General features: G+C 42.0%; 20 protein-coding genes. 13 read left to right on the top strand and 7 right to left on the bottom strand.

Translation table 11 applies throughout. The features are described from left to right. Positions 1-125: 125 nt before the first annotated feature. The 6 genes from ABFV72_RS07900 (at position 126) to ABFV72_RS07875 (ending at position 9301) form a co-directional block, all read left to right on the top strand. Entirely contained in the window at positions 126-1547 is a 1422-nt protein-coding gene (locus tag ABFV72_RS07900) for an SLC13 family permease (protein ID WP_347163087.1), read from the top strand. A 155-nt stretch (positions 1548-1702) separates the two neighbouring features. Then, positions 1703-2701 carry an alpha/beta fold hydrolase gene (locus ABFV72_RS07895; protein ID WP_347163086.1) on the top strand — a complete coding sequence of 333 codons (999 nt, stop codon included), beginning with the start codon at positions 1703-1705 and terminating at the stop codon, positions 2699-2701. Next, positions 2694-3488, top strand: a complete 795-nt coding sequence (locus tag ABFV72_RS07890; protein ID WP_347163085.1) for a metallophosphoesterase family protein — start codon at positions 2694-2696, stop codon at positions 3486-3488. The genes ABFV72_RS07895 and ABFV72_RS07890 overlap by 8 nt, the downstream gene beginning before the upstream one ends. An 85-nt stretch (positions 3489-3573) precedes the next feature. Beyond that, complete coding sequence (locus tag ABFV72_RS07885; RefSeq protein WP_347163084.1) at positions 3574-4164, top strand: DUF1543 domain-containing protein; 591 nt, start codon at positions 3574-3576, stop codon at positions 4162-4164. 158 nt (positions 4165-4322) lie between these two features. Beyond that, entirely contained in the window at positions 4323-8555 is a 4233-nt protein-coding gene (gene hrpA, locus ABFV72_RS07880; protein ID WP_347163083.1) for an ATP-dependent RNA helicase HrpA, read from the top strand. A gap of 140 nt (positions 8556-8695) precedes the next feature. Then, positions 8696-9301 (top strand): class I SAM-dependent methyltransferase, encoded by a 606-nt coding sequence (locus ABFV72_RS07875; RefSeq protein WP_347163082.1) that lies wholly within the window; start codon positions 8696-8698, stop codon positions 9299-9301. A 169-nt stretch (positions 9302-9470) separates the two neighbouring features. On the opposite strand, the gene ABFV72_RS07870 is transcribed toward ABFV72_RS07875, so the two are convergent. Further along, entirely contained in the window at positions 9471-9800 is a 330-nt protein-coding gene (locus ABFV72_RS07870) for a hypothetical protein (RefSeq protein ID WP_102091713.1), read from the bottom strand. Between the two features lie 263 nt (positions 9801-10063). Then, on the bottom strand, positions 10064-10915 hold the full coding sequence (locus ABFV72_RS07865; protein WP_347163081.1) for an AraC family transcriptional regulator: 852 nt from the start codon (positions 10913-10915) through the stop codon (positions 10064-10066). Between the two features lie 166 nt (positions 10916-11081). On the opposite strand from ABFV72_RS07865, the gene ABFV72_RS07860 reads away from it, so the two are divergent. Continuing rightward, complete coding sequence (locus ABFV72_RS07860; protein WP_347163080.1) at positions 11082-11495, top strand: organic hydroperoxide resistance protein; 414 nt, start codon at positions 11082-11084, stop codon at positions 11493-11495. Between the two features lie 171 nt (positions 11496-11666). Here the strand turns inward: ABFV72_RS07860 and ABFV72_RS07855 are convergent, their stop codons facing one another. Then, positions 11667-12584, bottom strand: coding sequence for a DMT family transporter (locus tag ABFV72_RS07855; RefSeq protein ID WP_347163079.1), 918 nt, complete (start codon positions 12582-12584; stop codon positions 11667-11669). A gap of 320 nt (positions 12585-12904) precedes the next feature. Here ABFV72_RS07855 and ABFV72_RS07850 point away from each other — a divergent pair, with 320 nt between their 5' ends. After that, entirely contained in the window at positions 12905-13588 is a 684-nt protein-coding gene (locus ABFV72_RS07850; protein WP_347163078.1) for a DUF421 domain-containing protein, read from the top strand. A gap of 134 nt (positions 13589-13722) precedes the next feature. On the opposite strand, the gene creD is transcribed toward ABFV72_RS07850, so the two are convergent. From creD to pnuC, 4 genes are all read right to left on the bottom strand, one after another. Then, the gene (gene creD, locus ABFV72_RS07845) at positions 13723-15333 is read right to left on the bottom strand and encodes a cell envelope integrity protein CreD (RefSeq protein WP_347163077.1); all 1611 of its coding nucleotides are present in this window, start codon (positions 15331-15333) and stop codon (positions 13723-13725) included. 169 nt (positions 15334-15502) lie between these two features. Further along, on the bottom strand, positions 15503-16027 hold the full coding sequence (locus ABFV72_RS07840; protein WP_101204361.1) for a TIGR00645 family protein: 525 nt from the start codon (positions 16025-16027) through the stop codon (positions 15503-15505). Positions 16028-16123: 96 nt separating this feature from the next. Further along, entirely contained in the window at positions 16124-16690 is a 567-nt protein-coding gene (locus tag ABFV72_RS07835) for an ATP-binding protein (protein ID WP_347163076.1), read from the bottom strand. Then, the gene (pnuC, locus tag ABFV72_RS07830) at positions 16683-17393 is read right to left on the bottom strand and encodes a nicotinamide riboside transporter PnuC (RefSeq protein WP_347163075.1); all 711 of its coding nucleotides are present in this window, start codon (positions 17391-17393) and stop codon (positions 16683-16685) included. The genes ABFV72_RS07835 and pnuC overlap by 8 nt, the downstream gene beginning before the upstream one ends. 296 nt (positions 17394-17689) lie before the next feature. Between pnuC and ABFV72_RS07825 the strand changes: the two genes are divergently transcribed. From ABFV72_RS07825 to dnaX, 5 genes are all read left to right on the top strand, one after another. Further along, positions 17690-18835, top strand: a complete 1146-nt coding sequence (locus tag ABFV72_RS07825) for a beta-ketoacyl-ACP synthase III (RefSeq protein WP_347163074.1) — start codon at positions 17690-17692, stop codon at positions 18833-18835. Between the two features lie 234 nt (positions 18836-19069). Continuing rightward, positions 19070-20161 (top strand): peptide chain release factor 1, encoded by a 1092-nt coding sequence (gene prfA, locus ABFV72_RS07820; protein ID WP_057760300.1) that lies wholly within the window; start codon positions 19070-19072, stop codon positions 20159-20161. A gap of 130 nt (positions 20162-20291) precedes the next feature. After that, positions 20292-21830 (top strand): lysine--tRNA ligase, encoded by a 1539-nt coding sequence (gene lysS / locus ABFV72_RS07815; RefSeq protein WP_347163073.1) that lies wholly within the window; start codon positions 20292-20294, stop codon positions 21828-21830. A 115-nt stretch (positions 21831-21945) separates the two neighbouring features. Next, positions 21946-23208, top strand: coding sequence for a hypothetical protein (locus ABFV72_RS07810; protein WP_347163072.1), 1263 nt, complete (start codon positions 21946-21948; stop codon positions 23206-23208). A 69-nt stretch (positions 23209-23277) separates the two neighbouring features. Next, positions 23278-24741, top strand: a 1464-nt coding sequence (gene dnaX / locus ABFV72_RS07805) for a DNA polymerase III subunit gamma/tau (RefSeq protein WP_347163071.1), incomplete at its 3' end; no start/stop codon positions are given.

The raw sequence follows: 24741 nt of genomic DNA, 5'->3' as shown, positions 1-24741 counted from the left end.
AATTATTCTGATATGATATTTTCCCGCGTAATATTCGCTATACGAATATCATGATGTCATAAAATAATTGTGTATTGCAATAATTTTTGATGTCATATTCCCTCTGGAGGCAATAAGGATAATTTATGTCAGAGAAAAAACTGGATAGCCATCTTCCTAATGATGGCAATGAGTATTTATTTACAGATACATTCCCAAAGGGAACGGGAAAAGGGTTGATCGTGGTCGCCATCGCGGCAATCATTAGCTTTATTATCTATAGCGTATTACCATTTGAAGTCAGTGCGAATAAAGGGCTAGCGTTGTTATTCTTTATTGGTGTGCTATGGCTCACTGAGGCGATACACGTCACTATCACTGCGATTTTAGTGGTTGTAGTTGGTACTTTGGTTGGTATTCCTGATTTTAATGCTGAAGTAGGTCTGCAGAGCTTTGCCAGCCCCATTATTTATCTCTTCTTTGGTGGCTTTGCCTTGGCTGCCGCGTTACATGTGCAAAAGCTCGATAGAAAAATCGCACTAAAAATTCTATCGTTGTCGGGCGGCAAGCTTAGTACAGCAGTATTTTTGATATTTGGTGTGACGGCATTCTTGTCCATGTGGATTTCAAATACAGCGACAACGGCAATGATGTTACCGTTGGCACTCGGTATTTTGACGCAAGTTGATAGTAAAGAAGATCGCGGTACTTTTGTGTTTGTACTGCTCGGTATTGCTTATTCAGCAAGTTTGGGTGGTTTGGGCACGATTGTCGGCTCGCCACCAAATGCGATTGCCGCAAAAGCATTGGATATCGCATTTGTTGATTGGATGAAGTTTGGTATCCCAATGATGCTGATACTATTACCAGTACTGTTGGGTGCGATGTATTTGTATCTAAAGCCGAACCTAAACCGTACTATGCAGCTAGAGCAAGATGAAGTTATTCCTTGGACTAAGACACGTGTATTAACAATTACTGTTTTCATTGTCACGGCAGTTAGCTGGATATTGTCTAAGCAAATTGGTGCTGCAGTTGGTATCGAAGATACAGATGCCGTTGTCGCGTTGCTGGCAGCAGTGGCGGTCGTGAGCTTAGGTCTAGTTTCTTGGAAACAAGTATCAGACAACACGGATTGGGGCGTACTCATGTTATTTGGTGGCGGTATTGCGCTATCAAATATCCTAAAAGTATCAGGTGCGTCATTAGTGTTGGGCGAGACGGTTGCTAATGGCTTACAAACAGCACCACTATTGGTGGTGATGCTTGCAATCTCAGCCTTTATTATTTTCTTAACAGAGTTTGCATCAAATACGGCTTCAGCCGCGCTCTTAGTACCTGTATTTGTGGCAATTGCTGAGCATATGGGTATACCGAGTGAGGTCTTAGTGCTTATTATTGGTATCGGTGCGTCTTGTGCCTTTATGCTACCAGTTGCCACACCGCCAAATGCTATTGTGTTTGGTACAGGTTTGATCAAGCAAACAGAGATGATACGTACAGGTGTCATACTTAATATTATCTCTACTATCATCGTTGGGTGTTGGGCATACTTTTTCTTATTGTAGTTAAATAGCTCATGTAGACACAGTCATATGTACAAATGCTAAACACCCCGATGTTCAAGACAAATTGAACGTTGGGGTTTTTTATGGCCTATCATACGAGCTAGCGGTATAGAATGTTTATTATTAACGTCATCTTATTAAATGGATTTGATCACATGATACAGTACTTATTAAAAGCAACTGTTCTGATATTACTAGGCGCAATTGCCGTGTTAATGGTATTTATAGCAAAATACTGGGCACCTGATCGTACCGTCGCTGAGCTAAAACAATGGCAACTACCTAGCAGCGAATTTATAAATATACAGGGTATGCAGGCACATGTATCACAGTCAGCTAATTGTCATGCAGATCGTGGCAATACAGCCGAAAAGAATCAACCTGAAACCATCGTTTTATTGCATGGTACATCGGCAAGTTTGCATACATGGGAGGGCTGGACCAAGGCGCTGTCTGAACAATACTGTGTCGTGAGCATGGATTTGCCAGGGTTCGGTTTGACTGGTCCTTATGTAGACGAAAGCACGCGATACAGCAGCGAAAATTATGCGGCGTTTGTTATTGAAGTACTCAATCATTTGAAATTGGATCGTGTCACGCTAGCCGGTAATTCATTGGGAGGCAAGGTAGCGTGGCGTACCGCTGCTTTGTATCCTGAGCGTGTCAGTCGATTGATATTGGTAGACTCAGTTGGTTATCCAGCAACGCCCAAACATGTCCCTGTTGGTTTTAAACTTGCTAAATATCCAATGATGTCACCAATTTTAAATCGTATCCTACCCAGAAGTGTCGTCGAAAAAAGCGTTTTAAGCGTGTATGCCGATGACAGTAAAGTCGACGAGAAATTGATTAACAGATACTATGAATTGACCCTACGTAAAGGTAATCGGCAAGCATTAAGTCGTCGCCTAAATGAAACTGATGATGAGAGCGTTCAAGCTCAAATAAAGCAGCTGGACATACCGACTTTGATCTTATGGGGTGCAAAAGATGATCTTATTCCTGTAGAAAACGCCGCATTATTTCATAGAGATATACGTAATAGTCAGCTTAAGATATTTGATAACTTAGGTCATGTACCGCACGAAGAAGATCCGTTAGCAACCGTTGACGTTGTAAAGCAGTTTTTGATTAGTGAGTCAGGAAATGGATAACTTAGAAAAGAAACAGATAAAAACCATCGCTGCAATTTCAGATATTCATAGTAATGTTTATGCCCTTGAAGCTGTGCTTGCCGATATAAGACATCGAGATGTTGATCAGATTGTCAATCTTGGTGATATTTTATACGGGCCAATAGCGCCTCATGCTACCTATGAGCTATTAATGGCAAATCGAGATGATATTATTACCATTAGAGGCAATCAGGATAGGCAGATTTATGAAGCCACTACAGCAGAAATTGCTAATAATCCAACCATGGGTTTTATTATCAAAGATCTCTCTAAAAAAGCGATTGAATGGATGCGGTCTTTGCCATTTGATTTTCATGTCAGTGAGGATGTATACCTCTGCCACGGTTCGCCGACCGATGACATGATATATTTACTAGAGGATATTGAAACGGGTCAACCAATAGTGCGTAATGATGCGACTATATTGGCGTTACTTGATGGTATTGATAATGATATTATCTTATGTGGTCACACACATATCCCGCGAACAGTAGTACTGTCGTCAGGACAAACTATTGTGAATAGTGGTAGCGTTGGCTATCCAGCTTACGAAGATGATTTGCCTATTATTCATAAGATGCAAACTTATTCGCCTCATGCTAATTATGCTCTTATCAAGTGTATTGAGACTCAACAAGGTAAACATTGGCAAACTGAGCATGTCAAAGTGGCTTATAACTATGAAGCAGCAGCAAATATGGCTCTAAGAAACGGACGTGAAGATTGGGCATTTGCATTGAAAACGGGTAGAGTGGTTCCAATATGACAGTTCTTAAAAACATTCTATCCTAGCAATGACAGCATTACCTTTAGATTAACTATGGATTTTGATTTAATAGAGATTACGTAAAATGGTAACACTATATATGGTTCAACTGGGCGGTCGTCCTAAAGGCCGTCTGATTGAGCAACACGATATTTTCTTTGGCGCAGCCAGCCAGGTGAGTGACTTGATAGCAGATATCAATGAGCATTGGCCTGAAGTAAAAAATAAATGGCATATTGATTCATATCGAGCAATTACTAAAGTGGGTAGTTATGCCATCAAGTTAATTGAACCAAGTCAGCAAATAACGGCTGCTGCTGACTTAAAGTTATTCTTTATCAATCTAGGTGGCTATCAGCAGGGTAGTTTTGAAGAATTTCATTATAAGCTACTTATCGTCGCACCTAACCAAGCTGACGCCATCAAACAAGCGAAAAAAAGTGATTTTTATAAGCAATTTACTTTGAAAGATGAAACGTCACCTTTTAATGCAGCTTCTCATATTGATGATAAGTTTGCAGTAGATATAGATGACATATATAACGTAAATGATCTTATCTCAAGTGTTCAGCTTTCGATTGAGCCTACTAGTGATACAGATGAGCTGAATGCTTGCGAAGACAAAGAATACGTCGGCTATCTAAGCATCAAGAATTTAAAGAAATTGGCGCTATAATAGGTTTGGCTATATTTTATAAAGTAGAGCAACATACATCTGATTCAATGAACCTAATGCATGGCTTACGAGAGCAATCAGGACTCGACTAACTTGAATCATACCCCAATTACCCCCATAATCTAACCACTTCTACATAATAAATAGCCTAAGTAAATATGCCCAATACTTCTAAGCTCAATATTCCTAAAAACAGCGATTCAGACACATCTACTGTAAATGAAACTCAAGATACTAAGAAGCCAGCAGTACCACTGGCGGATTTACCAGTACTTGCTAAAGACAGCTATTACTTAAGCCGTCTTGAGCGAGAGCTGGCACGTACTGCTGTGTCTAAAAATAAAAAATCTAATCAGGGTTCTGAGCAAAAGAACAATCTAGATGATGTACTTGCTAAAAAACGTGCTCAGTACGAGAAAATAAAAACGCGTTCTCAAGAAGCCGTACAGGCACGTATCGATAGTATTCCAAGTGATTTACCTGCCAAGCTAAATCTGGATCTGCCTGTTAGCCAACGCGCAGAAGACTTAGTACAAGCGATTATCGATAATCAAGTTATTATTGTCGCTGGTGAGACGGGTTCTGGTAAAACGACGCAGCTGCCTAAGCTTGCGATGCTGGCAGGGCGTGGTATCACAGGGCAGATAGGGCATACACAGCCGAGACGATTGGCTGCTCGTAGTGTGGCAAACCGTATCGCAGAAGAGCTGGGTGAGCCATTAGGTAATACGGTCAGTTTTAAGATTCGCTTTAATGAGCAAGGGACAGCGCAATCTGTTGTAAAGCTCATGACCGATGGTATTCTGCTCGCTGAGTTGGGTCATGATCGGTTCTTGAGTAAGTACGATACGATTATTATCGATGAGGCGCATGAGCGTAGTTTAAACATCGATTTTATTATGGGTTATCTCAAAAAGATGCTGCCCAAGCGTCCAGATTTAAAAGTCATTATTACCTCGGCGACCCTTGATACCAAGCGCTTTAGTGAATACTTTAGCCGTTATGACAATAAGCTCAAACGGCAAGTCCCTGCGCCTATTTTTAATGTAGAAGGGCGTAGCTTTCCGGTAGAAGTCCGTTATCGTCCATTGACAGATGAGCCAGTGAACAGCTCAGAAGATGACAGCTACGATGATTTTGAAGAGAACCTGCCGCGTGCTGTGGTTGCCGCTGTCGAAGAGTGTTTTAGCGATGCGCAGAGCAAAGGCCACGCCGATCAAGCTGATATTTTGATATTTGCTGCGACTGAAGCGGAGATTCGCGAAACGCAAGAGGTGCTTGAGCGTCATGGCCCGCGCCATACAGAAGTACTGCCACTCTTTGCACGGCAGACTTATGAAGAGCAGCAGCGTATTTTTCAGCCATCGGGTCGAGGTCGACGTATTGTTATCGCGACCAACGTTGCTGAGACTGCATTGACCGTGCCAGGTATTCGCTATGTGATCGATTTGGGTTTTGCGCGGATTTCGCGTTACTCGTATCGCTCGCGCGTACAGCGTTTACCGATTGAAGCGATTTCGCAAGCAGCGGCTAATCAGCGTAAAGGTCGCTGTGGCCGTGTTGCTCCAGGTGTTTGTATTCGTCTTTATAGTGAAGAAGATTTTAGTGGTCGCCCTGAATTTACTGAGCCTGAGATTTTACGTACTAACTTAGCATCAGTAATCTTGCAAATGGCTAATCTACGTCTAGGTAGTGTGGATGACTTTGAATTCATTGAGCCGCCTGATAGCCGTTTGGTCACTGATGGTCATAAACTGCTAGATGAGTTGGGCGCTATTACTTCCAAGAAAGATGCCGCTGCTCAGGACAAAACCAATAAGCCAAAAGCTAGAAAAGGTCTTGATCACCTGCGTTTGACAGCAACTGGTCAGAAAATGGCACGTATGCCAATCGATCCAAGGCTGGCACGTATGCTGGTGGCTGGTTCTGACTTTGATTGTATTCGCGAAATGCTAATCGTTGTGGCAGCGCTTGCTGTACAGGATCCACGCGAACGTCCTGCCAATAAACGTACGCAAGCGGATCAAAAGCATGCAGTCTTCCGTCAAGACGACTCTGACTTCTTATTTTATTTGAGCCTATGGAAGGCGCTGTTTGAAAAAGATGAAGACGGTAATAAACTGTCTGGTAATCAGCGTAAGCAGTTTGCGAAGAAAAACTATCTGAGCTTCCCGCGTGTACGTGAATGGCATCAGACGCATCGTCAGTTGGTACAGATGGTCACTGAGCTGAAGCTAACTGATGTCAATGAGTCAAGAACTGCTGATAAAAATGTGGCTGTTAATGATCCGACAGCGATCGAAGACGAAGAGCTAAAAGCGGTCAAATATGCCAATCTGCATAGAGCGTTATTGACGGGTTTATTGTCTATCATCGCGCACAAGACCGAAAGCCGCGGTGAGTATTTGGCTGCGCGTCAGCAAAAGGCCAAGATATTCCCAGCCAGTACGGTGTTTAAACAAATACCCCCTTGGGTGATGGCGTTTGAGATGGTGGAGACTTCACAAGTCTTTATGCGTACTGTTGCCAAAATCGAACCAGAATGGATTATTTCAGCGGCAGGTGATTTGCTGAAATATCATTACTTTGAGCCACATTGGTCCAAGAAAACAGGACGAGTTAAAGCTTACGCGCAGATTAGTCTGTTTGGACTGATTATTATTAGTAAGCAGCTGACTAACTATGAGCAAGTTAATCTGGTCGAGTCACGAGAGATATTTATCCGTGATGGCTTGGTGACAGGCAATTTTGGTCGCAATGCACCATTCTTGCAACATAACATGGACAAGATTGCTCATGTTGAGCGCATCGAAGACAAGCTGCGTCGCCGTGATTTGTTGGTGGATGAGGAAACGCTCTATCAGTTCTATGATAAGAAAATTCCTGAGCACGTTGCCAGTCGTAAAGCATTTGAGGATTGGCGTGCAGAAGTGGAGAAGCATGATGCCAAGCATCTGTTCTTCACTGATGAAGACGTACTTAATAGCCAAGCGCCGACCACAGGGGACTTCCCAGAAGTGTGGAAGCTAGGCGATCTAAAACTGCCACTCCGTTATATCTTTGATCCCGCCAGTGATGATGATGGTGTGACCATACGTGTGCCGCTTGCCGCATTGCCACAGCTCGATGCGATTGAGCTACTGTGGGGCGTGCCTGGTTGGCGCTATGAGTTGGTATTGCAGCTGCTCAAGTCGCTACCAAAAGAGATACGTCGTCAAATCGTACCGATACCCAATACTGCAGACAGTTTGTTTGATGAGTTGCAGCCAAAGGGTGGACAAGGGTTGCTGAAACAGCTATGTCAGGCATTGCATCGTCGCGGTATTATGTCGGTGACACCAGAGAACTTCAATCCATCTACGATTGATCGCTATTTGCAGCCACAAATCTGCGTGGTCGATGAGAAAAACCGTATCATCGAAAAAGGCCGTGATCTACAAACCCTACAAATTCGTCATGCATCTGAGACCAGTCAAGCGGTAAATGAACAGCAAGGCGTGCATACTGAGTTCCCTGAGCATTTTGCTTTTAGCAAGAATCATCATAGCGCAGGTGTGGTAATGAAACAGTTTGCAGCGCTCGTCGCTGATGAAGCGGGAGAAGCTGTATCGATTCATCAATATACTGATGTCAATGCAGCACTTCAAGCACATCGTATCGGGGTGCTGACTTTAATCAAAGGCAAACTTGGTGCAAAGAAAAAGCAGCTAACGAGCCAAATCGACAGTATATTTAAACTGGCATTTGCGCCACTTGGCGACATGGATAAACTCAAAACGATCGTTATAGATGCTGCGTTAGACGCGGCTCTCGAAGAGCACTACGTCTTATTCGATCATGCTGAAAATTTACCAGAAAGCGCCGATGATATTGCAGTCGGATTGAGCGAAGAGCTACCGTTTACCTCTGAAGAGTATGCCCAGACTCTCGAAGTGGTAGTGAATAACTTTTTATTAACTGGTCAAAGCGTTATCAAAACGCTTAAGAATGTCTACACTCGTTGGCAGCGTATTCGCCAAGGGTTATTGATGCTAGATCGCGAGATATTTGGTGAGTCTATCGATGATATCGAAGATCAGCTAGAAGACTTACATTTGGCTGATTTTGTTTATCGGATGGACTATAGCCATTGGCAACAGTACCCACGCTATCTTGAAGCGCTACAGATTCGACTAGAGCGTCTGGAGCACAATCTCGACGCCGACCTCGATGGCGTCTACGCGCTTGACTTGCATATGGAACGGCTAGCAGGACGTGCGGACAAAGAAGCCATCAGTGAGTATCGTTGGATGGTGGAGGAATACCGTATTCAACTGTTTGCCCAGCCTATGAAAACTCGTATGGCAGTGTCGCCCAAGCGTCTAAGCAAAATGTGGGACAAGGTAAGTTAGGCTAAATCTTAGGTTTGTATGGTACGTTATGTTATAGAGCACACATTGATCTTAAGATGCGGGCTTTATAACTAAGCGTTCTAAATGCCATATGTTACCTACTAAATTGGATATCAATCTCAAATAAAAGGACAATTAAAATGTGGGATGAACGCTATAGCGGCACAGAGTTCGCATTTGGCACCGAACCTAATGATTTTTTGAGAGAGACATTTGAGCAGATACCTGTAGGTGGACACGTACTTTGTCTAGCAGAGGGCGAGGGTAGGAATGCAGTATTTTTAGCCGAGCAAGGCTTCAAGGTGACTGCGATAGATATGTCCGAAGTAGGGTTAAATAAAGCGAACAAGTTGGCCAAAGATAGAGGGGTAGCTATTACCACCCAAGTAGCTGATTTGGCAAATTATAACTTTGGTCAGGATAAATGGGACGCCATAGTTTCTATCTGGGCACACGTGCCTGAAACGGTACGTCAATATGTACATGCACAAATTAGCACTGCTCTCAAGCCAGAGGGTGTATTTATCGTCGAAGCTTATACAGAACGGCAGCTTGAAACAGAGGCAGTCGGTGGACCACCTGCCAGTCAAAGGGAGCGTTTTGGCGCTTTAGAGAACTTTCAACATGAGCTTGTAGGGCTGAACGAAGTGATTGGTGTAGAGAAGTTGCGTATGGTATCAGAAGGAAAACGGCATCAAGGGCTTAGCGCTGTAGTACAGTTTGTTGGCAAAAAAGCCAGAAACTAGCCGTTGTAAGTTAAAGCTATTAGTAGCTATATACATAGTTAGAGAAGATAGTTTGCAAACTATCTTCTCTATGAGCTATTAAGGCTTAATGTCTGACAATTAGTGGCTGGTGTCTAATGACTAGTATTTAATGATCGGTACTTGATAATTGACACTTAATGATTGGTACTTAATGACTAATCTTTTCTGTCAGTACACCCATGCTATAAAGTACATAGGCAATCACTGTTAATGCGACGATAAATGGAGTAAGCATCCAAATCACAATATTAATCAAAAGTGATGGTAGCAATCCATTGAACAGCTCAATATCTGGTGCGAAAAAATCGGTCATGACATCGACTGCACGCTTAGCAATAGGGAATAGCAAGGTGCTAAAAGCTAACATATAAATGTACTTACTAAACCCAGGGTCACTCATGACTACCATAAAGTAGAACACTGTAAAAAACGTGATGCCAAGTGCCCAGCATTTGAGAGTGTAGCTTAAACGAATCATGTTATCTCCTCCCTAAGCTTCCTATTGATCGCTTTACATCGATCGTACGCAGAGTAAAGCTGCTCCTATACATTCATTATTTTAAATATATATTATATGTTATAATACGAATATATAGTCACGTCAATCAATTTTTCTATTTATTTAAAATACTCCATAAGTTATTTGACATAAAAATGATATGTTTAAGGAAGAATTCCATAAACATAATAGTAAATAGCCTAAGTAAATTAAATTTATTCTATTAAAAAATAAGATTATAACTACAACTCATTACTTGGGCTCAAACCAAAAAACCGCTTATATTCTCGGCTAAACTGACTAGGGCTTTCATAGCCTACTTGCATCGCTATTTGTGATATTTGCGCTCCATGCATCTTAATTAAGCGCCTAGCTTCCATTAAACGTAAGCTTTTTTGATACTGTAGCGGACTCAGCTGGGTTATTTCTTTAAAGTGCTGATGAAACCCTGAGACACTCATGCCACATCTGCTAGCCAAGCTCTCAACCATGATAGGTTCATCTAGATGTGCCTTTATCCAGTCAGTCGCTTGGGCAATGCGGTATGTATGGCTACCACTAACGACCAATTGCTTAAGTTTGTTGCCTTGCTCAGCTAAGAGTAGGCGATAGTATATTTCTTGTTGAATCAAAGAAGACAGAAAATCAATATCGTTTGGATAATCAAGCAAGCGTATCAATCGATCAAACGCGTCCATTATGGTGTCATCTAAGTGCCACTTTATTCCTAAATGACGGCCTGCTACTGGGTGTGTGGTCGGTATCTGCGCTAATACATCTCTAATCATAGCTAAATCTAATTTCATTGATAAAACAATGACAGGGTTCTTTATCGAAGCGTGTTTAATATGCATACTTAGCGGTATATTAACCGGACAGAACATCAAGTTACTATTGTCAAACCTTTGACAATCAGCACCCAAGTAAATCTCTCGTTCACCTTGTAGTACAATACAAATACTTGGCTCTTGGATATAGCTTACGGCTTTGCTTGGTTTGTCCGCGCAATAAAAGAATAAACCTGAAACAGCAGATTCAATGGTTTTATTTCTAGGTAGTACAGTAAGAAGTTGGTCAATAGTCGTTTGATTCATCACGAGTGCTTATTTTATAGAGTTGCCTAATAGTATAAATATTTGTAGGATTAGGCAAGAGTTATAGAGGTCTGTTCTAACGTATAAGTGCAGAGGAATCTATAATAATCTCATCGCAACAGCGTAAGTACGACCTCTAATAATATGAAACAAGGAATAATTACTCATGAAAATATTTTATAGAACGCGCGCAACCGCTACTGGTGGACGTTCTGGCCATACTGGATTAGACGATGGTTCGTTAGGATTTGACTTGGTATCTTTTCAAGAGCAAGACAAAGAAGGCGTGAACCCAGAACAGCTTTTTGCCATGGGTTACGCGGCTTGTTTTGATAGCGCTTTGAGCATGACAGCACAGCACATGAAATTGCCTGTTACGGCTTCAAAAACTTCTGCGCAAGTAGGTATCGGTATGAAAGCCGACGGTAGCTACAACTTAGAGATAGAGTTGTCTGTAGAAGTATCAGGTATTGATGAAGCGCAGGCGCAGCAGCTGATAGAAGCCACGCATCAGGTGTGCCCGTATTCTAATGCTACTCGCGGCAATGTCGATACTCGTCTAGAAGTGACAGTCGTTTAAGACTGTTTTTTGAAAGCTGTTGACCATAGACTAGCAATATTAAAATAATAACTCGAATATAAAACGCCCCGATTTATAAAAGTCGGGGCGTTTTTATATTGTTTGGCAACGTAATTAGCTGGAACCTTTTCTGAGCAGCTTAGCTAATGATAAATCATTAATAGCCTTATCTCATGCTGGTACTTTTTTATTTAAGGTAAACACCAAGACCGCGCCCAAAATGACTGTGCTTGCAACTATAAATGGCATAGACAGCTGTTCAGACAAAAATATCACACCTAGCAAGGCAGCAATCACAGGGACACATAGCTGAACGATAGCGGCTTGTGTGTTTTTCAATAGTGGCATCGCTGTATACCAGATACTGTAACCCAACCCTGAGGCGATCGCTCCTGATGCACAGGCGAGTAATATACCTTCAGTGGTAATACCATCCAAATTGATATTTTTAAAACCCAAGTCATCTAGATACGTCATGCCTACCAGTAATAGTATAGGCACAGCGACTAAACTACGCACAAAATTAAACCCTGTCGCTCGAAGCGGTGAGACACATGATTTGCCGCGTATACTATATACTCCCCAAGCTATGCCGCTCATAGCCATTAACGCTGCTGCCAATGGTGATGGTATGGCAGCTGATGGCAACATCAGATATACAAATCCTGCCACTGCAACAGCAAACGCCAACCATTGTAGCGCGCTGAGCTGTTCTTTTTTATAGATACCCCAGCCAATCATCGTCAGCTGAACCGCTGAAAACAAAATCAATGCCCCAGTGCCAGTATCCAGCTCTACATACGCAATTGAAAAGCACAGCGCATAAATCACCAAGCTGAGACTACTCAACCAACTGCCTTTATCATTTAATATAGCGTGGACAGTAGAGTTGTCATGATTGGGCGTTTGGCGTTGCAGTCTGTAAGCATGTATAGCCATGATAATGCCTAGACAAGCTGTAGCACTTACTAGCCTGATAATTGTAAAGCTCCAAGCGTCGATATAGCCTTCTGCCAATGCCATTCGGCAAAACAGGGAGTTTGCGGCAAAGGCGATTAACGCAATAATAGTATAAATAGTGGCTTTCAAAAGTAATTCCTACAATGAATAAATGACACAAAAAAGGCAAGCATAGGATTTTAATTTTAGGTTTTGAGATACGCTGTTATAACGAACGTTTATTTTTAGCAAAGATAATAGATTTATAACTGATTAATCTAATCTATAGCTGTCTCACAGGACAGGATATTTTGTCGTACTTATGGCAAAAAGTCTCTTTTAAATCAGAATAACGATAGTTGTATTGACGATAAGGTCTAAAAATAGGGATGATGTGCGTCGCATCAAATGAACTATTAGAACAGCACTCATGAAACACAATAATTAGATAAATAAATAGGAAAGATAGTATGAATTGGGCAAGTATTTTTATTTATGACACAACTTGGTTGTTTGCCGTAGAAATTTTAATACGTGTCACTGTAATGTTTGTATTAATTATCACATTTTTACGATTCACTGGTAAGCGCGGTGTCCGTCAGCTCTCTATTTTTGAGCTGACCATTATTTTATCGTTGGGCTCTATTGCAGGTGATCCTATGTTCACCGAAGACCTGCCCATTATCCAAGCGGTATTAATCATGGGTACAGTCATTTCACTCTATAGGCTGTGTACTTGGGCGATGATGAAATTCCAGCCTTTTGAGGACCTGCTAGAGGGGCGCTCAATGTATATTGTAGAAGAGGGCATGCTAGTGCTTGATAAGATTAAACAGGGGGAAATGTCACACGATGAGTTTTTTGCTGAAATGCGCCAACAAGGGGTTGAGCATTTAGGACAAGTTCGTGTCGGTTTGCTCGAAGCTGATGGCAATTTTAGTATTTTATTGCACACCTCTGAAAAAACAGACTACGGGATGCCGCTTTTCCCAAAGCAATACCGACCTGTCGAGCAAGTAGAAGCAGGGGTTTATTATGCTTGTATGTATTGCGGTTACGTTGATGAAATCTCTGACCCTAATCAGTGTTGCCCGCGCTGCAAGGATAATTGCAATAACTGGGCTAAAGCGTTAAACAATCATATCGTCAAATAATATAACGATTAGCTGCCTTAGCTCAGTTGATAAGCTAAGACAGCCAAGTAATTTTTTTCAAATTATTAGATAAAAACCTTTCATTTACTGGCAGTTTGTCTGACTTGCTTTATACAGCGCATGGCTCTAATAATTTATGTCACTTTATACCAGTCGAGTTTGCGAGTCATCACCATCACGCAGGCAAGTAATACAAAGCAGAATATCGCACCCAGTAACAGATTGAGATCTTCTGTACTTAAAATACCGAAAAACGCAGCATATAGCCCAGCAAGCGTCGCGGTAAAGATTACTGCCCGTTTGAAACCGCCAAATACATAGTAGCTATACCAGCCAATAAGCCCAACACAAGCACTGGCCGCTACCATATAGGCTTGCCAAAATGCGATTTGTTCTGCAAGTGGTAGTAATAAGACATAAAAGACAAATAGTGCGCAGCCGACGAGCAGATACTGAATAGGGTGGATACGACTTGATTTGAGCACTTCAAATAAAAAGAAAGTGCCAAAAGATACCAAAATTAATAACAAGGCGTACTTCATGGCTCGTTCAGTTTGTAGATATACATCGTTGGGGCTTGCAAAACTAACCCCAAAGCTGTTTAGCAGAGCACCTTGATTACTACCAGCTACTGCTGCACTGTCTGTCGTCAGACCTCTTGATGCCTCAAACGAATCAGGATTGTACGACTGGCTATCAGTATTGATCGTTGATTCACTCGTGATAATACATTGATGGTTAGGTGTGCTGAGACATTGAGAGAGGTACTGATTGTTTGCAACGGTTAAATACTGATTTTGCCAACTGGCATCGAATCCTGCAGCGGTAATGCTCTTGGTATTTGGTAATGCTTTACCGATGAAGTTTGGTGTCTGCCAATCGCTGTGCATAGATAGAGTAAAGTTCTGCCCAGTTGGGACAGTCGTTAAATTACTAATGCCAGCTAATGGCAAGTCGATCACAATATGAAGCGCTTGATTGTCTTTAGGATTAGATAACTGGCTATTTACCTCTGATTTATCTAGATTTTTATTTATTGAGCCTGTGGTAGCCAAGCTGTCTTTATTATGTTGGCTAGTAGGACTGCTTAATTGCTCCAATACATCTTTAGGAATATCTACTTCGACATAGGTTAAGTTCTCTATCATTGGTATCTGCGGATAGTTTGCTGCAATCGATTTTTGATTGATTGTGACAGTAGGCAGGGTAGCGACACCGCGTAAGTCAGACACGGGAATGATAAGTTTTGCCTTGTTCCAGTGGGTAATGGTTTTGGCTAGCTGTGTCTTATCTGCATCATCGTCAATTGTAGTGCCAACCTGATCTAAATTTTCTAGAGTCTTATCAAGCGTATAACTCTGATCGAATGTCAGCTGACCATCATAGCTAGTAGCGCTATAGATACCGCGTTTATAAGTCTCTGTGTTTACTTTTAGGTTCTGTGTTGCCTGCGTCTGAGAGGCAAACATCGTCTTAATTTTCGAGTATGACGGTTCGCATTTGCTCTTTATATTTGGTGTATCAGATGTATTTGACTGACATGCCGGTGTGACTGTCGTGGGAATAGCGATAAATGGGTTGATGACTTCTTGTGGATTGACATGCTGCTCGGTGATTTCTTTTATCACTGACTCTGCGTAGTATTGCCTCTCGTATATGATGTCGCTAATCATAGTGAGACCAATCGAAAAAACGATACACAGTCCTACAATGATGGATAATTTAGTCAATAATGTTTTTTGCATGTGGTCGCCTCCTAAGTGTCTTTAATCCACAGCTGCCGAGATAGCAGACTGTGGCTTTAAAAGACATCATAGAGAGGGCATGAAGAGAAGATGTGCAGGAAATATGGAATAACTGTGAAAGGGTAAAAGTTGATGTTTTCGGATAATTATTTTTCGATTATTAATGTGTTTAATGCTTTTTCGTGTCGCCAACGACTTTATCCATAATAGCGAATAACAAGCCAGACAATACAAAGGTCATATGAATAATAACTTTCCACATGAGTTTGTCAGCATCAAGTTCACTCATTCCGCTAGAGATATCCATAAAGGATTTCAAAAGGTCAATAGCCGAGATAGCAACGATCGCTCCGATGACTTTGAGCTTTAGACCCGAAAAGTCCACTTTGCCCATCCAGCTAGGACGATCATCATGAGTGCCAGTATCGATTTTTGAGACAAAAATTTCATAGCCACTGAATATAATGATAAGCAGTAAACTGGCAACCAGAGAGATATCAACCAATACCAATATATCTACAATCACACTGGCTTCAGAGGCCGTCAGAATGTCAGCGAACATATACCAAAGCTTTTGGACAAACTTAATAAATAATAAAATAATGCCTAGCACTAATCCTAGATAAAAAGGCGCCAGTATCCAGCGACTATTAAATATGGTTTTTTCTAAATAAAGCTCAAACTTCTTTAGCATGGATATCTCTTAGGTTTCAAATACAAAAAACTTTTAAAGACAAGAAAGTCTTAAAGACACAAATATGAATAAGTTTTTGGGTATAGCTGTTTAGTTTTAGTCATACGATCTTTTTTCTATATCATCGAGCTGCGCTACTACTTGCAGCACGCGCGCTTTTCTATTGCCACTAATGCGTTGAAATGGTTTTTGATGCTTGCTCAATTGATTGGCGAAATAAGCACTTATCTCATCACGTTGGTGTGGACTGTCTCGTAGGTCATCAGCCACCCATGGCGTATCAACCTCAGTTAGTAATATCAAGTCATAGTGATGGGCCAATGCTGCTTGCTCAAGGGCCGTAGGGCAGTCGCCATAATACCAATAAGAATAAACCATCAGCTCAAACAAACTGGTATCGCAAAACAAATAATGACTGGCATTAGACGACTGAGCGACTTGTTTGGCTAAGATATTCTCTAGTGTAATCTGCCCTTGTGCGATAGGGAGCAGATCTTCCCACGTACAAGTCAGCTGCTTGTCGTCCCACTTTGCTTGTAAGTAGGTACGCATATATTCTGACACCCAAGGAGTATCAAAATGCGCGGCCAAATCACGACATAAGGTCGTTTTACCCGTACTTTCTGCCCCTAAAACCGCGACTTTGATGACGGGTTTAGGCATGTGCTGCTCTAGGTTGTACGCGGTAGCGTCGTTGCCATTCATAGTATGCCCAGATTGCGATAAGAGTGAAGACTACATATTGTAGCGCGGTAAAAGTAAAACCTTTATAGAAGTATAGCGGTACCGATATCGCATCAGCGATGATCCAGAGTATCCAATGCTCGATTTTGCGTCGTGCCATAAGCCACATCGCCATCAAAAACAAAGCCGTAGTGAGCATGTCGGTATAGTCGACCCAAGTAAATAGATGCAGTCCAAGTACCGCACCATCTAAACTAAAGCCATTATTAATTACTGGACGGAAATAATAAACCAATCCTACAAAAGCTATGGTTCCCGCTGCCAAAGTAGAAAGTATAGGGATGTCACCTGCATGCAAATGCTCAATACGGACATTATTGGTATTTGACTGCTTGTGCTCAACAGACTGATTTTTCTTATTTTTTGACCAGTTAATCCAGCCATACAAGCTCATCACGGTATAGTAAGCATTGATGAACATATCGCCAAACAGCTGCCACTTCCACAGTAGGTACACAAATATAGCAGTGCTGACCAGACCGATAGGAAAGACTAAGATATTGGTTTTGCTGGCGAGTAAGACACTTGCTACGCCAAAGACAACGGCAATCAGTTCAAGAATGATGAATATCGTAGAGTAGTCAGCGTATTGACCAAATAACCAGTTGAGAAGTTCTGCCATTAGCATTCCTAAGTATGAGCGTGTATCGATGTTCTGAATAATTAAGAGAGTTCGATGAATAATACAGAATAAAATGATGTCAATTATAACGTAGCTACCGAAAAAGGACGCCAGTCTTTGCTAATTTATGGCAAGAAACAGATTATTTGTAACAAAGTATTAGAAAAATTATAATATTCAGGCATAATAAACACACTGATTTTAAGTTTACAGTTATTCACTGAATTTGAATGGCTATTATTTTTCCACTTTTATGCTTATTCCAAGCACCACAGTAGTAGACAAGGAAGCTTATCATGACGACTTGTATCACAGGCACTGGTCTTTATATCCCACCTTACAGCATTAGTAACGAAGAGCTAGTTGAGTCATTTAACCAGTATGTTGAAAACTATAATACCGAACATGCTGAAGAGATAGCTGCAGAGACAATGACGGCACTTGAGCCTTCTTCAGCTGCCTTCATCGAAAAAGTATCTGGTATCAAATCACGTTATGTGATGGAAAAAGAAGGTATCTTAAATACTGAAATCATGGCGCCAGTTATCCCTTACCGTAACTTGGGCGAAGAGCTGTCGGTAATGGCCGAAATGGGTGCAGCAGCACTGAGAGACGCTTTGGCTGATGCTGGACTTGAGGCCAATGACTTAGACGGTATCATCCTTGCTTGCTCAAACTTCCAGCGTACTTATCCTGCGGTTGCTATTGAAATCCAAAACGAAATTGGTATGATTGGTGGTTTTGCTTATGATATGAACGTTGCGTGTAGTGCGGCGACTTTTGGTCTATCCCAAGCACATGGTTCTATCATCTCTGGTTTGGCCAAGCGTATTGCTGTGGTCAACGTTGAGATTACCTCAGCGCATCTAAACTGGCGTAACCGTGACAGCCACTTTATCTTCGGTGATGTGGCGACGGCTTCTATTGTTGAAGAATTAGATACGCCAAAAGGTTACGAGATTCTAAACTCTAAGCTATTTACTCAGTTTTCGACCAACATCAAAAACGAATACGGCTTTATGGATCGCTCAGAGTATCTAGCAGCGCAGACTGAAATGTATCCAGATATCAAAGCACCGGTCACTGATAAGCTGTTTTTGCAAAATGGTCGTAAAGTATTCCGTGAAGTCTGTCCAAAAGTGTCAGAGATTATCACTGAGCACTTGCAAGAAAACGACATCCCAACATCTGATGTTAAGATGATGTGGTTGCATCAAGCCAATGCCAATATGTTGGATTTGATTCTACGTACCGTGGTTGGTAAAGATGCCGATAAATCGATTGCTCCGAGTGTTATTGCTGAATTTGCCAATACCAGCTCAGCGAGTCCTATGATTGTATTCCATCGCCACAAAGATGACTTAGTATCAGGCGATCTGGGCGTTATTTGCTCATTTGGTGCAGGTTACTCTATTGGATCGGTCTTAGTTCGCAAGGTCTAATACTTTAACTTCCTATCCTGATAAAAATAGCTAAGAGTCTTCTTAGCTATTTTTTTGTCTGTCGTTTTTGCTATTGAAATTAGGTCATGACATCTAAATATAAACAGAGAACTTTGAGAAGATAGCATCGAGATTACCGACAATATCAACAAGAATGATTAGAGGTTTTAATTTACCCCAAAAAATTTGCTATAATCACGGGCTTATTCATCTTATCCAATTAAAAGTCCTTTTATGAAAGAATCCTTACGCCTGCGTTTAGACCAGATGGTAGACCGTTATGAAGAGGTCACCGCTTTATTATCAGATCCTAGTGTCATCAGTGATAATAATAAGTTCCGTGAATTGTCTGTTGAGCACAGCGACTTGATGGAGATCACGACGCTGTGGCAAAACTACGTGGGTGCAGAAACGGATCAGGCTGATGCAGAAGCGATGCTAGCCGATGCAACAGATCCTGACATGAAAGAGATGATGATCGATGAGATTGAGAGTGCGCGTGATACCATCGTAGAGATGGAAGAAGCACTTAATCTGATGATGCTACCAAAAGATCCTAACGACAAAGTACCAGCGTTTTTGGAGATTCGTGCAGGGACAGGCGGCGATGAAGCAGCGATTTTCTCTGGTGACTTGTTCCGCATGTACCAAAAATACGCGCAGAGCCAGGGCTGGACACTAGAAGTGCTCTCTGCAAATGAAGGTGAGCATGGCGGTTATAAAGAAATTATCACTCGCGTATCTGGCAACAGTGTATATGGTCGCTTAAAGTTTGAATCGGGCGCTCACCGTGTACAGCGTGTCCCTGAAACTGAGAGCCAAGGTCGTGTTCACACATCAGCTTGTACGGTTGCGGTCATGCCAGAAGTTGAGATTGATGATACCGTCGATATCAATCCTGCTGATATTAAGATGGATACTTTCCGCTCAAGCGGCGCTGGTGGTCAGCACGTGAACACGACTGACTCTGCTGTACGTTTGACGCATATTCCGACGGGTACCGTGGTAGAGTGTCAGCAAGAGCGTAGCCAACACAAAAACCGTGCGCATGCTATGAAAATGCTGGTCTCTAAAATCCAACAAGCCAAAGTGCAAGCACAGGTCGATGTGGCGGACTCTATACGTCGTGACTTGGTCGGTAGTGGCGATCGCTCAGAGCGTATCCGTACCTATAATTTTCCACAAGGTCGCATGACCGATCACCGTATCAACCTTACCTTATACAAACTCGACTCCATTATGGAAGGCGACTTGGATGAGATTCTTGATGCACTATTACGTGAGCATCAGGCTGATTTGATGGCCAGTATCGGTGGCAATGACTAGTAGTTAGTCTTTAAGAGTACTAACAGTTTTATCGTTTTTATCACCATGTCTGTTCTTATAATAATAAGTATTGATTTAATTTTTCTGTTTTCGTTTATCCATTTAATTACCTAAAAATATTGAGAGTGTTATGTCAAAGCACAATAATCAGAACCAAGATCAAACCCCAGTCGTAGAAGATGCTAACGAGCTAATCGCACAACTGCAAGCCAAGCTAGATGATATCAGTGCTTCAGGTAAACAGCCGTATCCTAATACGTTCAAACGCACTGATTATGCGCAAGACTTACAGACGGCTTTTGATGGTGTCTCAAAGCAGGAAATTGAAGAAAAAGCAGCAAATGGTGAAAAAACACAAGTCAACGTGGCAGGTCGAGTCATGCTCAACCGTGGTTCGTTCATTGTGATCCAAGACATGACAGGCCGTATTCAGCTATATGTAGCACGTAAAGAGCTTGATGAGGAGACGCGTGCGAGCATTAAATCACTAGATTTGGGTGACATTGTTGGTGTATCAGGCTATATCGGTCGCTCAGGTAAAGGCGATTTATATGTGCATATTGAAGAAATTACGCTACTGACCAAATCACTACGTCCAATGCCAAATAAATTCCATGGCTTGGCTGATGTAGAAGCGCGCTATCGCAATCGTCATCTTGATTTAATGACTAATGAGACGACTCGCAATACCTTTATGGTTCGCAGTCAGATCGTTAGTGGTATTCGTCAATTTATGCTTAATGAGCGTTTTATGGAAGTTGAAACGCCAATGATGCATCCGATACCAGGCGGCGCAGTAGCTCGTCCGTTTGAGACACATCATAATGCATTAGACATGCCTTTATATCTACGTATCGCGCCTGAGCTTTATCTTAAGCGTCTGGTCGTTGGTGGGTTTGAGCGCGTATTTGAGATTAACCGTAGTTTCCGTAACGAAGGGGTTTCAACTCGTCATAACCCTGAATTCACCATGATTGAGTTCTATCAAGCCTACGCTGATTATCATGATTTGATGGATTTGACTGAGCGTCTGTTTAATCAGTTAGCAATAGATGTGTTGGGCACAACAGAGCTGACTTATCAAGAAGAAGCCATTAGCCTAAAAGCACCATTTGCTCGTCTATCAATGTCTGATGCGATTGCAAAATATGCTGAAAACTTTGACATGACACGTATCAATGATCGTGAATACCTAGCAGAGTACGCATCTACGACACTTAAGCAGCAAGTCAAAGATGTGTTTGGTGTGGGTAAACTACAGACGATTATCTTTGAAGAAACGGCTGAGCATCAATTACGTCAGCCAACGTTCATTACTGAGTACCCAGCTGAGACCTCGCCTCTAGCGCGCCGTAGTGATGACAATCCTGAGATTACTGATCGTTTTGAGCTGTTCGTTGGTGGTCGTGAGTTGGCCAATGGTTTTAGCGAGCTTAATGACCCAGCAGACCAAGCCGAGCGTTTCCGTGGTCAGGTTGCTGAAAAAGACGCGGGTGATGATGAAGCTATGCATTTCGATGAAGAGTATATCGAAGCATTGGCTTATGGTTTGCCACCGACAGCTGGTGAGGGTATTGGGATCGACCGTCTAGTGATGCTATTTACCGACTCTGCTAGTATCCGTGATGTGATCTTGTTCCCGCACATGCGCCGCAAACAAGACAGCTAAGATGGGTTTGCTTGCTGTAAATCCAAACTGATACTTAACTCAGCATAAAAAGCTTTTGCTCATTTTCACAGAATGGGTATCAGCTTTTTTGTGAAATATCGTTTATAGAGGTATTATGGATATTCAGCAAGCATCACATGCGCCATGGCAAAAAATGATTCAGCAATGTTTTTTATCATTGTATGAGTTGCCTGATGACAAAATCACTGACTCTGATCATTTTCAGGGTTATGATTTTGTTTTTGAGTTTTCTGGCGCTACTATTTATTTGCTCGTCAATACGGTTTTGATGCAGGCAAATAAGCAAGAAGTAGATAATGCTAAAGTTCGTGAGTGGAGAAAAGAAGTTGTTAACCAACTTATCAAACGCCACGCTCAGATTTATCAAAAAAATGATAGTCTAATTGTAGATAGAAGTGCCGCGACAACTGATAAAGCGGTTTATTTTATTGGCTTAACGTCATTATCTATTAATCATCAAGACGATCAATCGGGCCATTCATCTTATGCAGTTGGCTACGAATATGGAAGTCGGTTTTTTGCAGAAGACTGTGTTTTAGACTTAGATGATGAGCAGAGTATCCTACAAGTCTTTAGTCATCAAAACTTTGTTGATATCCTCAATCAATTGGTGACGCCAAGTGATTTAACAACCTTTTTAGATTTTCATCGTCGTCAACTATCTAGCTTTGCATCATTTCAAAACGAATCAACATTACTTAAACAGTTTCTACAATCGCCTGACTTTCATCAAAGAGCGATTAGGGTGCAAGAACAGCTAATCAATAGCGAGTTAATTGAGCAAGTTGAATTACGCTTGCTTAAAGCAGTAGAGCCGAATCAGACTGTATTTGCCGATGCTCTAATAGCTGAGATGCAAAAAAATACTGGTATGTGGTTCAAGCTATTCAACAGTGTGATTGAGCGTTATTATGAAGCGGGTACACCTTTACCAAATGAGCAGGTTGATATTTTGGTAGATGAGTCAATGTATACCTATGCATGTCTAGTAGAAAAAATCTTAGCTTATAGAACCATGGATCAAGACTCGCGCTGGAATGGATATGTCCGCCATGAGCATTCTTATCATGTATTTGGACGCCATTATCTTATGGTGTTTTATGCGCAAGACGATAGCAGTTCGCTGAGCGCAGAGAATGTTAGGCTCTCTTATAAAGACTTACTGTCAGATATTAATGTCCAATTACAAGAGCCAGTAATGGATGATTTGTTTTTACTGGGCGTAGAGTTTAGGCCGTGCGAAGACAGTGTAAACACTGAGGTTTATCTGGATATATTTCATCAAGAAGGCTCATTGATTGATGAAAGCACTCAGCGCCTATATGACCGACTGGCACAACTTCAAGCTCAGTTATAACCTAAACATAGTATGATTCATTAGCCCGACGCTTCCTTTATATTTGTATTATTTACATTGGCATTTCTTATGACGCAGCAATATCAAGTTTTAGCTCGCAAATACCGACCAAAAAACTTTCACGAGTTGATTGGGCAGACGCATGTGTCTCAAGCATTGATTAATGCGATTGATTATAATCGTCTGCATCATGCCTATCTGTTCACAGGTACGCGCGGTGTGGGTAAGACAACGATTGCGCGTATTTTATCTAAATGCTTGAACTGTGATACAGGTATTACCAGCACTCCTTGCGGCGTATGTGATAACTGCGTTGCTATTGATCAAGGGCGTTTCATTGATCTTATCGAGATTGATGCCGCTTCTCGTACCAAGGTCGAAGACACGCGTGAATTATTAGACAACGTGCCTTATGCGCCAAGCCAAGGGCGTTATAAGGTCTATCTGATTGATGAAGTACATATGCTGTCTACGCACAGCTTTAACGCGCTATTAAAAACGCTAGAAGAGCCACCGGAGCATGTGAAGTTTTTATTAGCGACGACTGATCCACAAAAGCTACCGATTACGATTATTTCGCGCTGCTTGCAGTTTGTACTGCGTCCATTACCACAAACGTTACTTAGCGAGCACTTAGCAAATATCTTGACCAAAGAGCAGGTAGGCTATACTCAGCCAGCCATTTGGCAATTGGCAAGTGCGGCTAAAGGCTCTGTACGTGATGCTCTATCATTGACCGATCAAGCCATTGCTTTTGGTCAAGGCGCACTGGATGATGCGACTGTCAACGCAATGCTTGGTCTTATTGATGCTGCTGACTTAGTACGTCTAATCACGGATATTTATAATCATGATAAGTCTGCGGTTGCTGCTCACATTGAGCAAATGCGCGCGCAAATGGTCGATGCGACTAGCATGTTCGATGGGCTTGCTGAGCTGTTACATCAGTTGGCCTTGACTCAACTGTTGCCTGAAGTCGCTCTTAATGTCAATGAGGCGCAAGCAAAAGATATTTATACGCTAGCTCAGCATATCAGCCCTGATGTCTTGCAGCTGTATTATGAAATTGTTGTACAGGCACGTGAAGGTGTCAAGCTTGCAAGTACACCGATGCAAGCGCTTGAGATGTGCATCTTGCGTTTATTGGCGTTTCGTCCTTTGCCAGTCGATGAAGTCTTGAGCAATACTCATGATAGTGATGGGTCTGCTACCAAAGTACCAGCTATAGAACCAGTTTCTTCCGCATCAGCTCCAGATGCTTTTGTACATGAAGCGTCAGCACCGCCGCCAGAACTTTATAGTGTTGATTATCAGCCACCAAGTCACGATGAGTTGCAAAGCGGTATTGATGATAATGACAATTTAGCACAGTCAATGGCTAGTGCTATGCCTGAACCAGTTGTTGAGCCTGAACCAGTTGTTGAGCCTGAACCAGTTGTTGAGCCTGAACCAGTTGTTGAGCCTGAACCAGTTGTTGAGCCTGAACCAGTTGTTGAGCCTGAACCAGTTGTTGAGCCTGAACCAGTTGTTGAG

It is taken from the genome of Psychrobacter proteolyticus (assembly GCF_039762275.1).
Classification (GTDB): Bacteria; Pseudomonadota; Gammaproteobacteria; order Pseudomonadales; family Moraxellaceae; genus Psychrobacter; species Psychrobacter proteolyticus_C.
This window is presented reverse-complemented; position numbering and strand designations above follow the sequence as displayed.

What these genes read in the sequence shown, in the direction of transcription:
- ABFV72_RS07900 (WP_347163087.1), top strand. Translation starts at nt 126, where the DNA reads ATGTCAGAGAAAAAACTGGATAGCCATCTTCCTAATGATGGCAATGAG.
- ABFV72_RS07895 (WP_347163086.1), top strand. Translation starts at nt 1,703, where the DNA reads ATGATACAGTACTTATTAAAAGCAACTGTTCTGATATTACTAGGCGCA.
- ABFV72_RS07890 (WP_347163085.1), top strand. Translation starts at nt 2,694, where the DNA reads ATGGATAACTTAGAAAAGAAACAGATAAAAACCATCGCTGCAATTTCA.
- ABFV72_RS07885 (WP_347163084.1), top strand. Translation starts at nt 3,574, where the DNA reads ATGGTAACACTATATATGGTTCAACTGGGCGGTCGTCCTAAAGGCCGT.
- hrpA (WP_347163083.1), top strand. Translation starts at nt 4,323, where the DNA reads ATGCCCAATACTTCTAAGCTCAATATTCCTAAAAACAGCGATTCAGAC.
- ABFV72_RS07875 (WP_347163082.1), top strand. Translation starts at nt 8,696, where the DNA reads ATGTGGGATGAACGCTATAGCGGCACAGAGTTCGCATTTGGCACCGAA.
- ABFV72_RS07870 (WP_102091713.1), bottom strand. Translation starts at nt 9,800, where the DNA reads ATGATTCGTTTAAGCTACACTCTCAAATGCTGGGCACTTGGCATCACG.
- ABFV72_RS07865 (WP_347163081.1), bottom strand. Translation starts at nt 10,915, where the DNA reads ATGAATCAAACGACTATTGACCAACTTCTTACTGTACTACCTAGAAAT.
- ABFV72_RS07860 (WP_347163080.1), top strand. Translation starts at nt 11,082, where the DNA reads ATGAAAATATTTTATAGAACGCGCGCAACCGCTACTGGTGGACGTTCT.
- ABFV72_RS07850 (WP_347163078.1), top strand. Translation starts at nt 12,905, where the DNA reads ATGAATTGGGCAAGTATTTTTATTTATGACACAACTTGGTTGTTTGCC.
- creD (WP_347163077.1), bottom strand. Translation starts at nt 15,333, where the DNA reads ATGCAAAAAACATTATTGACTAAATTATCCATCATTGTAGGACTGTGT.
- ABFV72_RS07840 (WP_101204361.1), bottom strand. Translation starts at nt 16,027, where the DNA reads ATGCTAAAGAAGTTTGAGCTTTATTTAGAAAAAACCATATTTAATAGT.
- ABFV72_RS07835 (WP_347163076.1), bottom strand. Translation starts at nt 16,690, where the DNA reads ATGCCTAAACCCGTCATCAAAGTCGCGGTTTTAGGGGCAGAAAGTACG.
- pnuC (WP_347163075.1), bottom strand. Translation starts at nt 17,393, where the DNA reads ATGGCAGAACTTCTCAACTGGTTATTTGGTCAATACGCTGACTACTCT.
- ABFV72_RS07825 (WP_347163074.1), top strand. Translation starts at nt 17,690, where the DNA reads ATGACGACTTGTATCACAGGCACTGGTCTTTATATCCCACCTTACAGC.
- prfA (WP_057760300.1), top strand. Translation starts at nt 19,070, where the DNA reads ATGAAAGAATCCTTACGCCTGCGTTTAGACCAGATGGTAGACCGTTAT.
- lysS (WP_347163073.1), top strand. Translation starts at nt 20,292, where the DNA reads ATGTCAAAGCACAATAATCAGAACCAAGATCAAACCCCAGTCGTAGAA.
- ABFV72_RS07810 (WP_347163072.1), top strand. Translation starts at nt 21,946, where the DNA reads ATGGATATTCAGCAAGCATCACATGCGCCATGGCAAAAAATGATTCAG.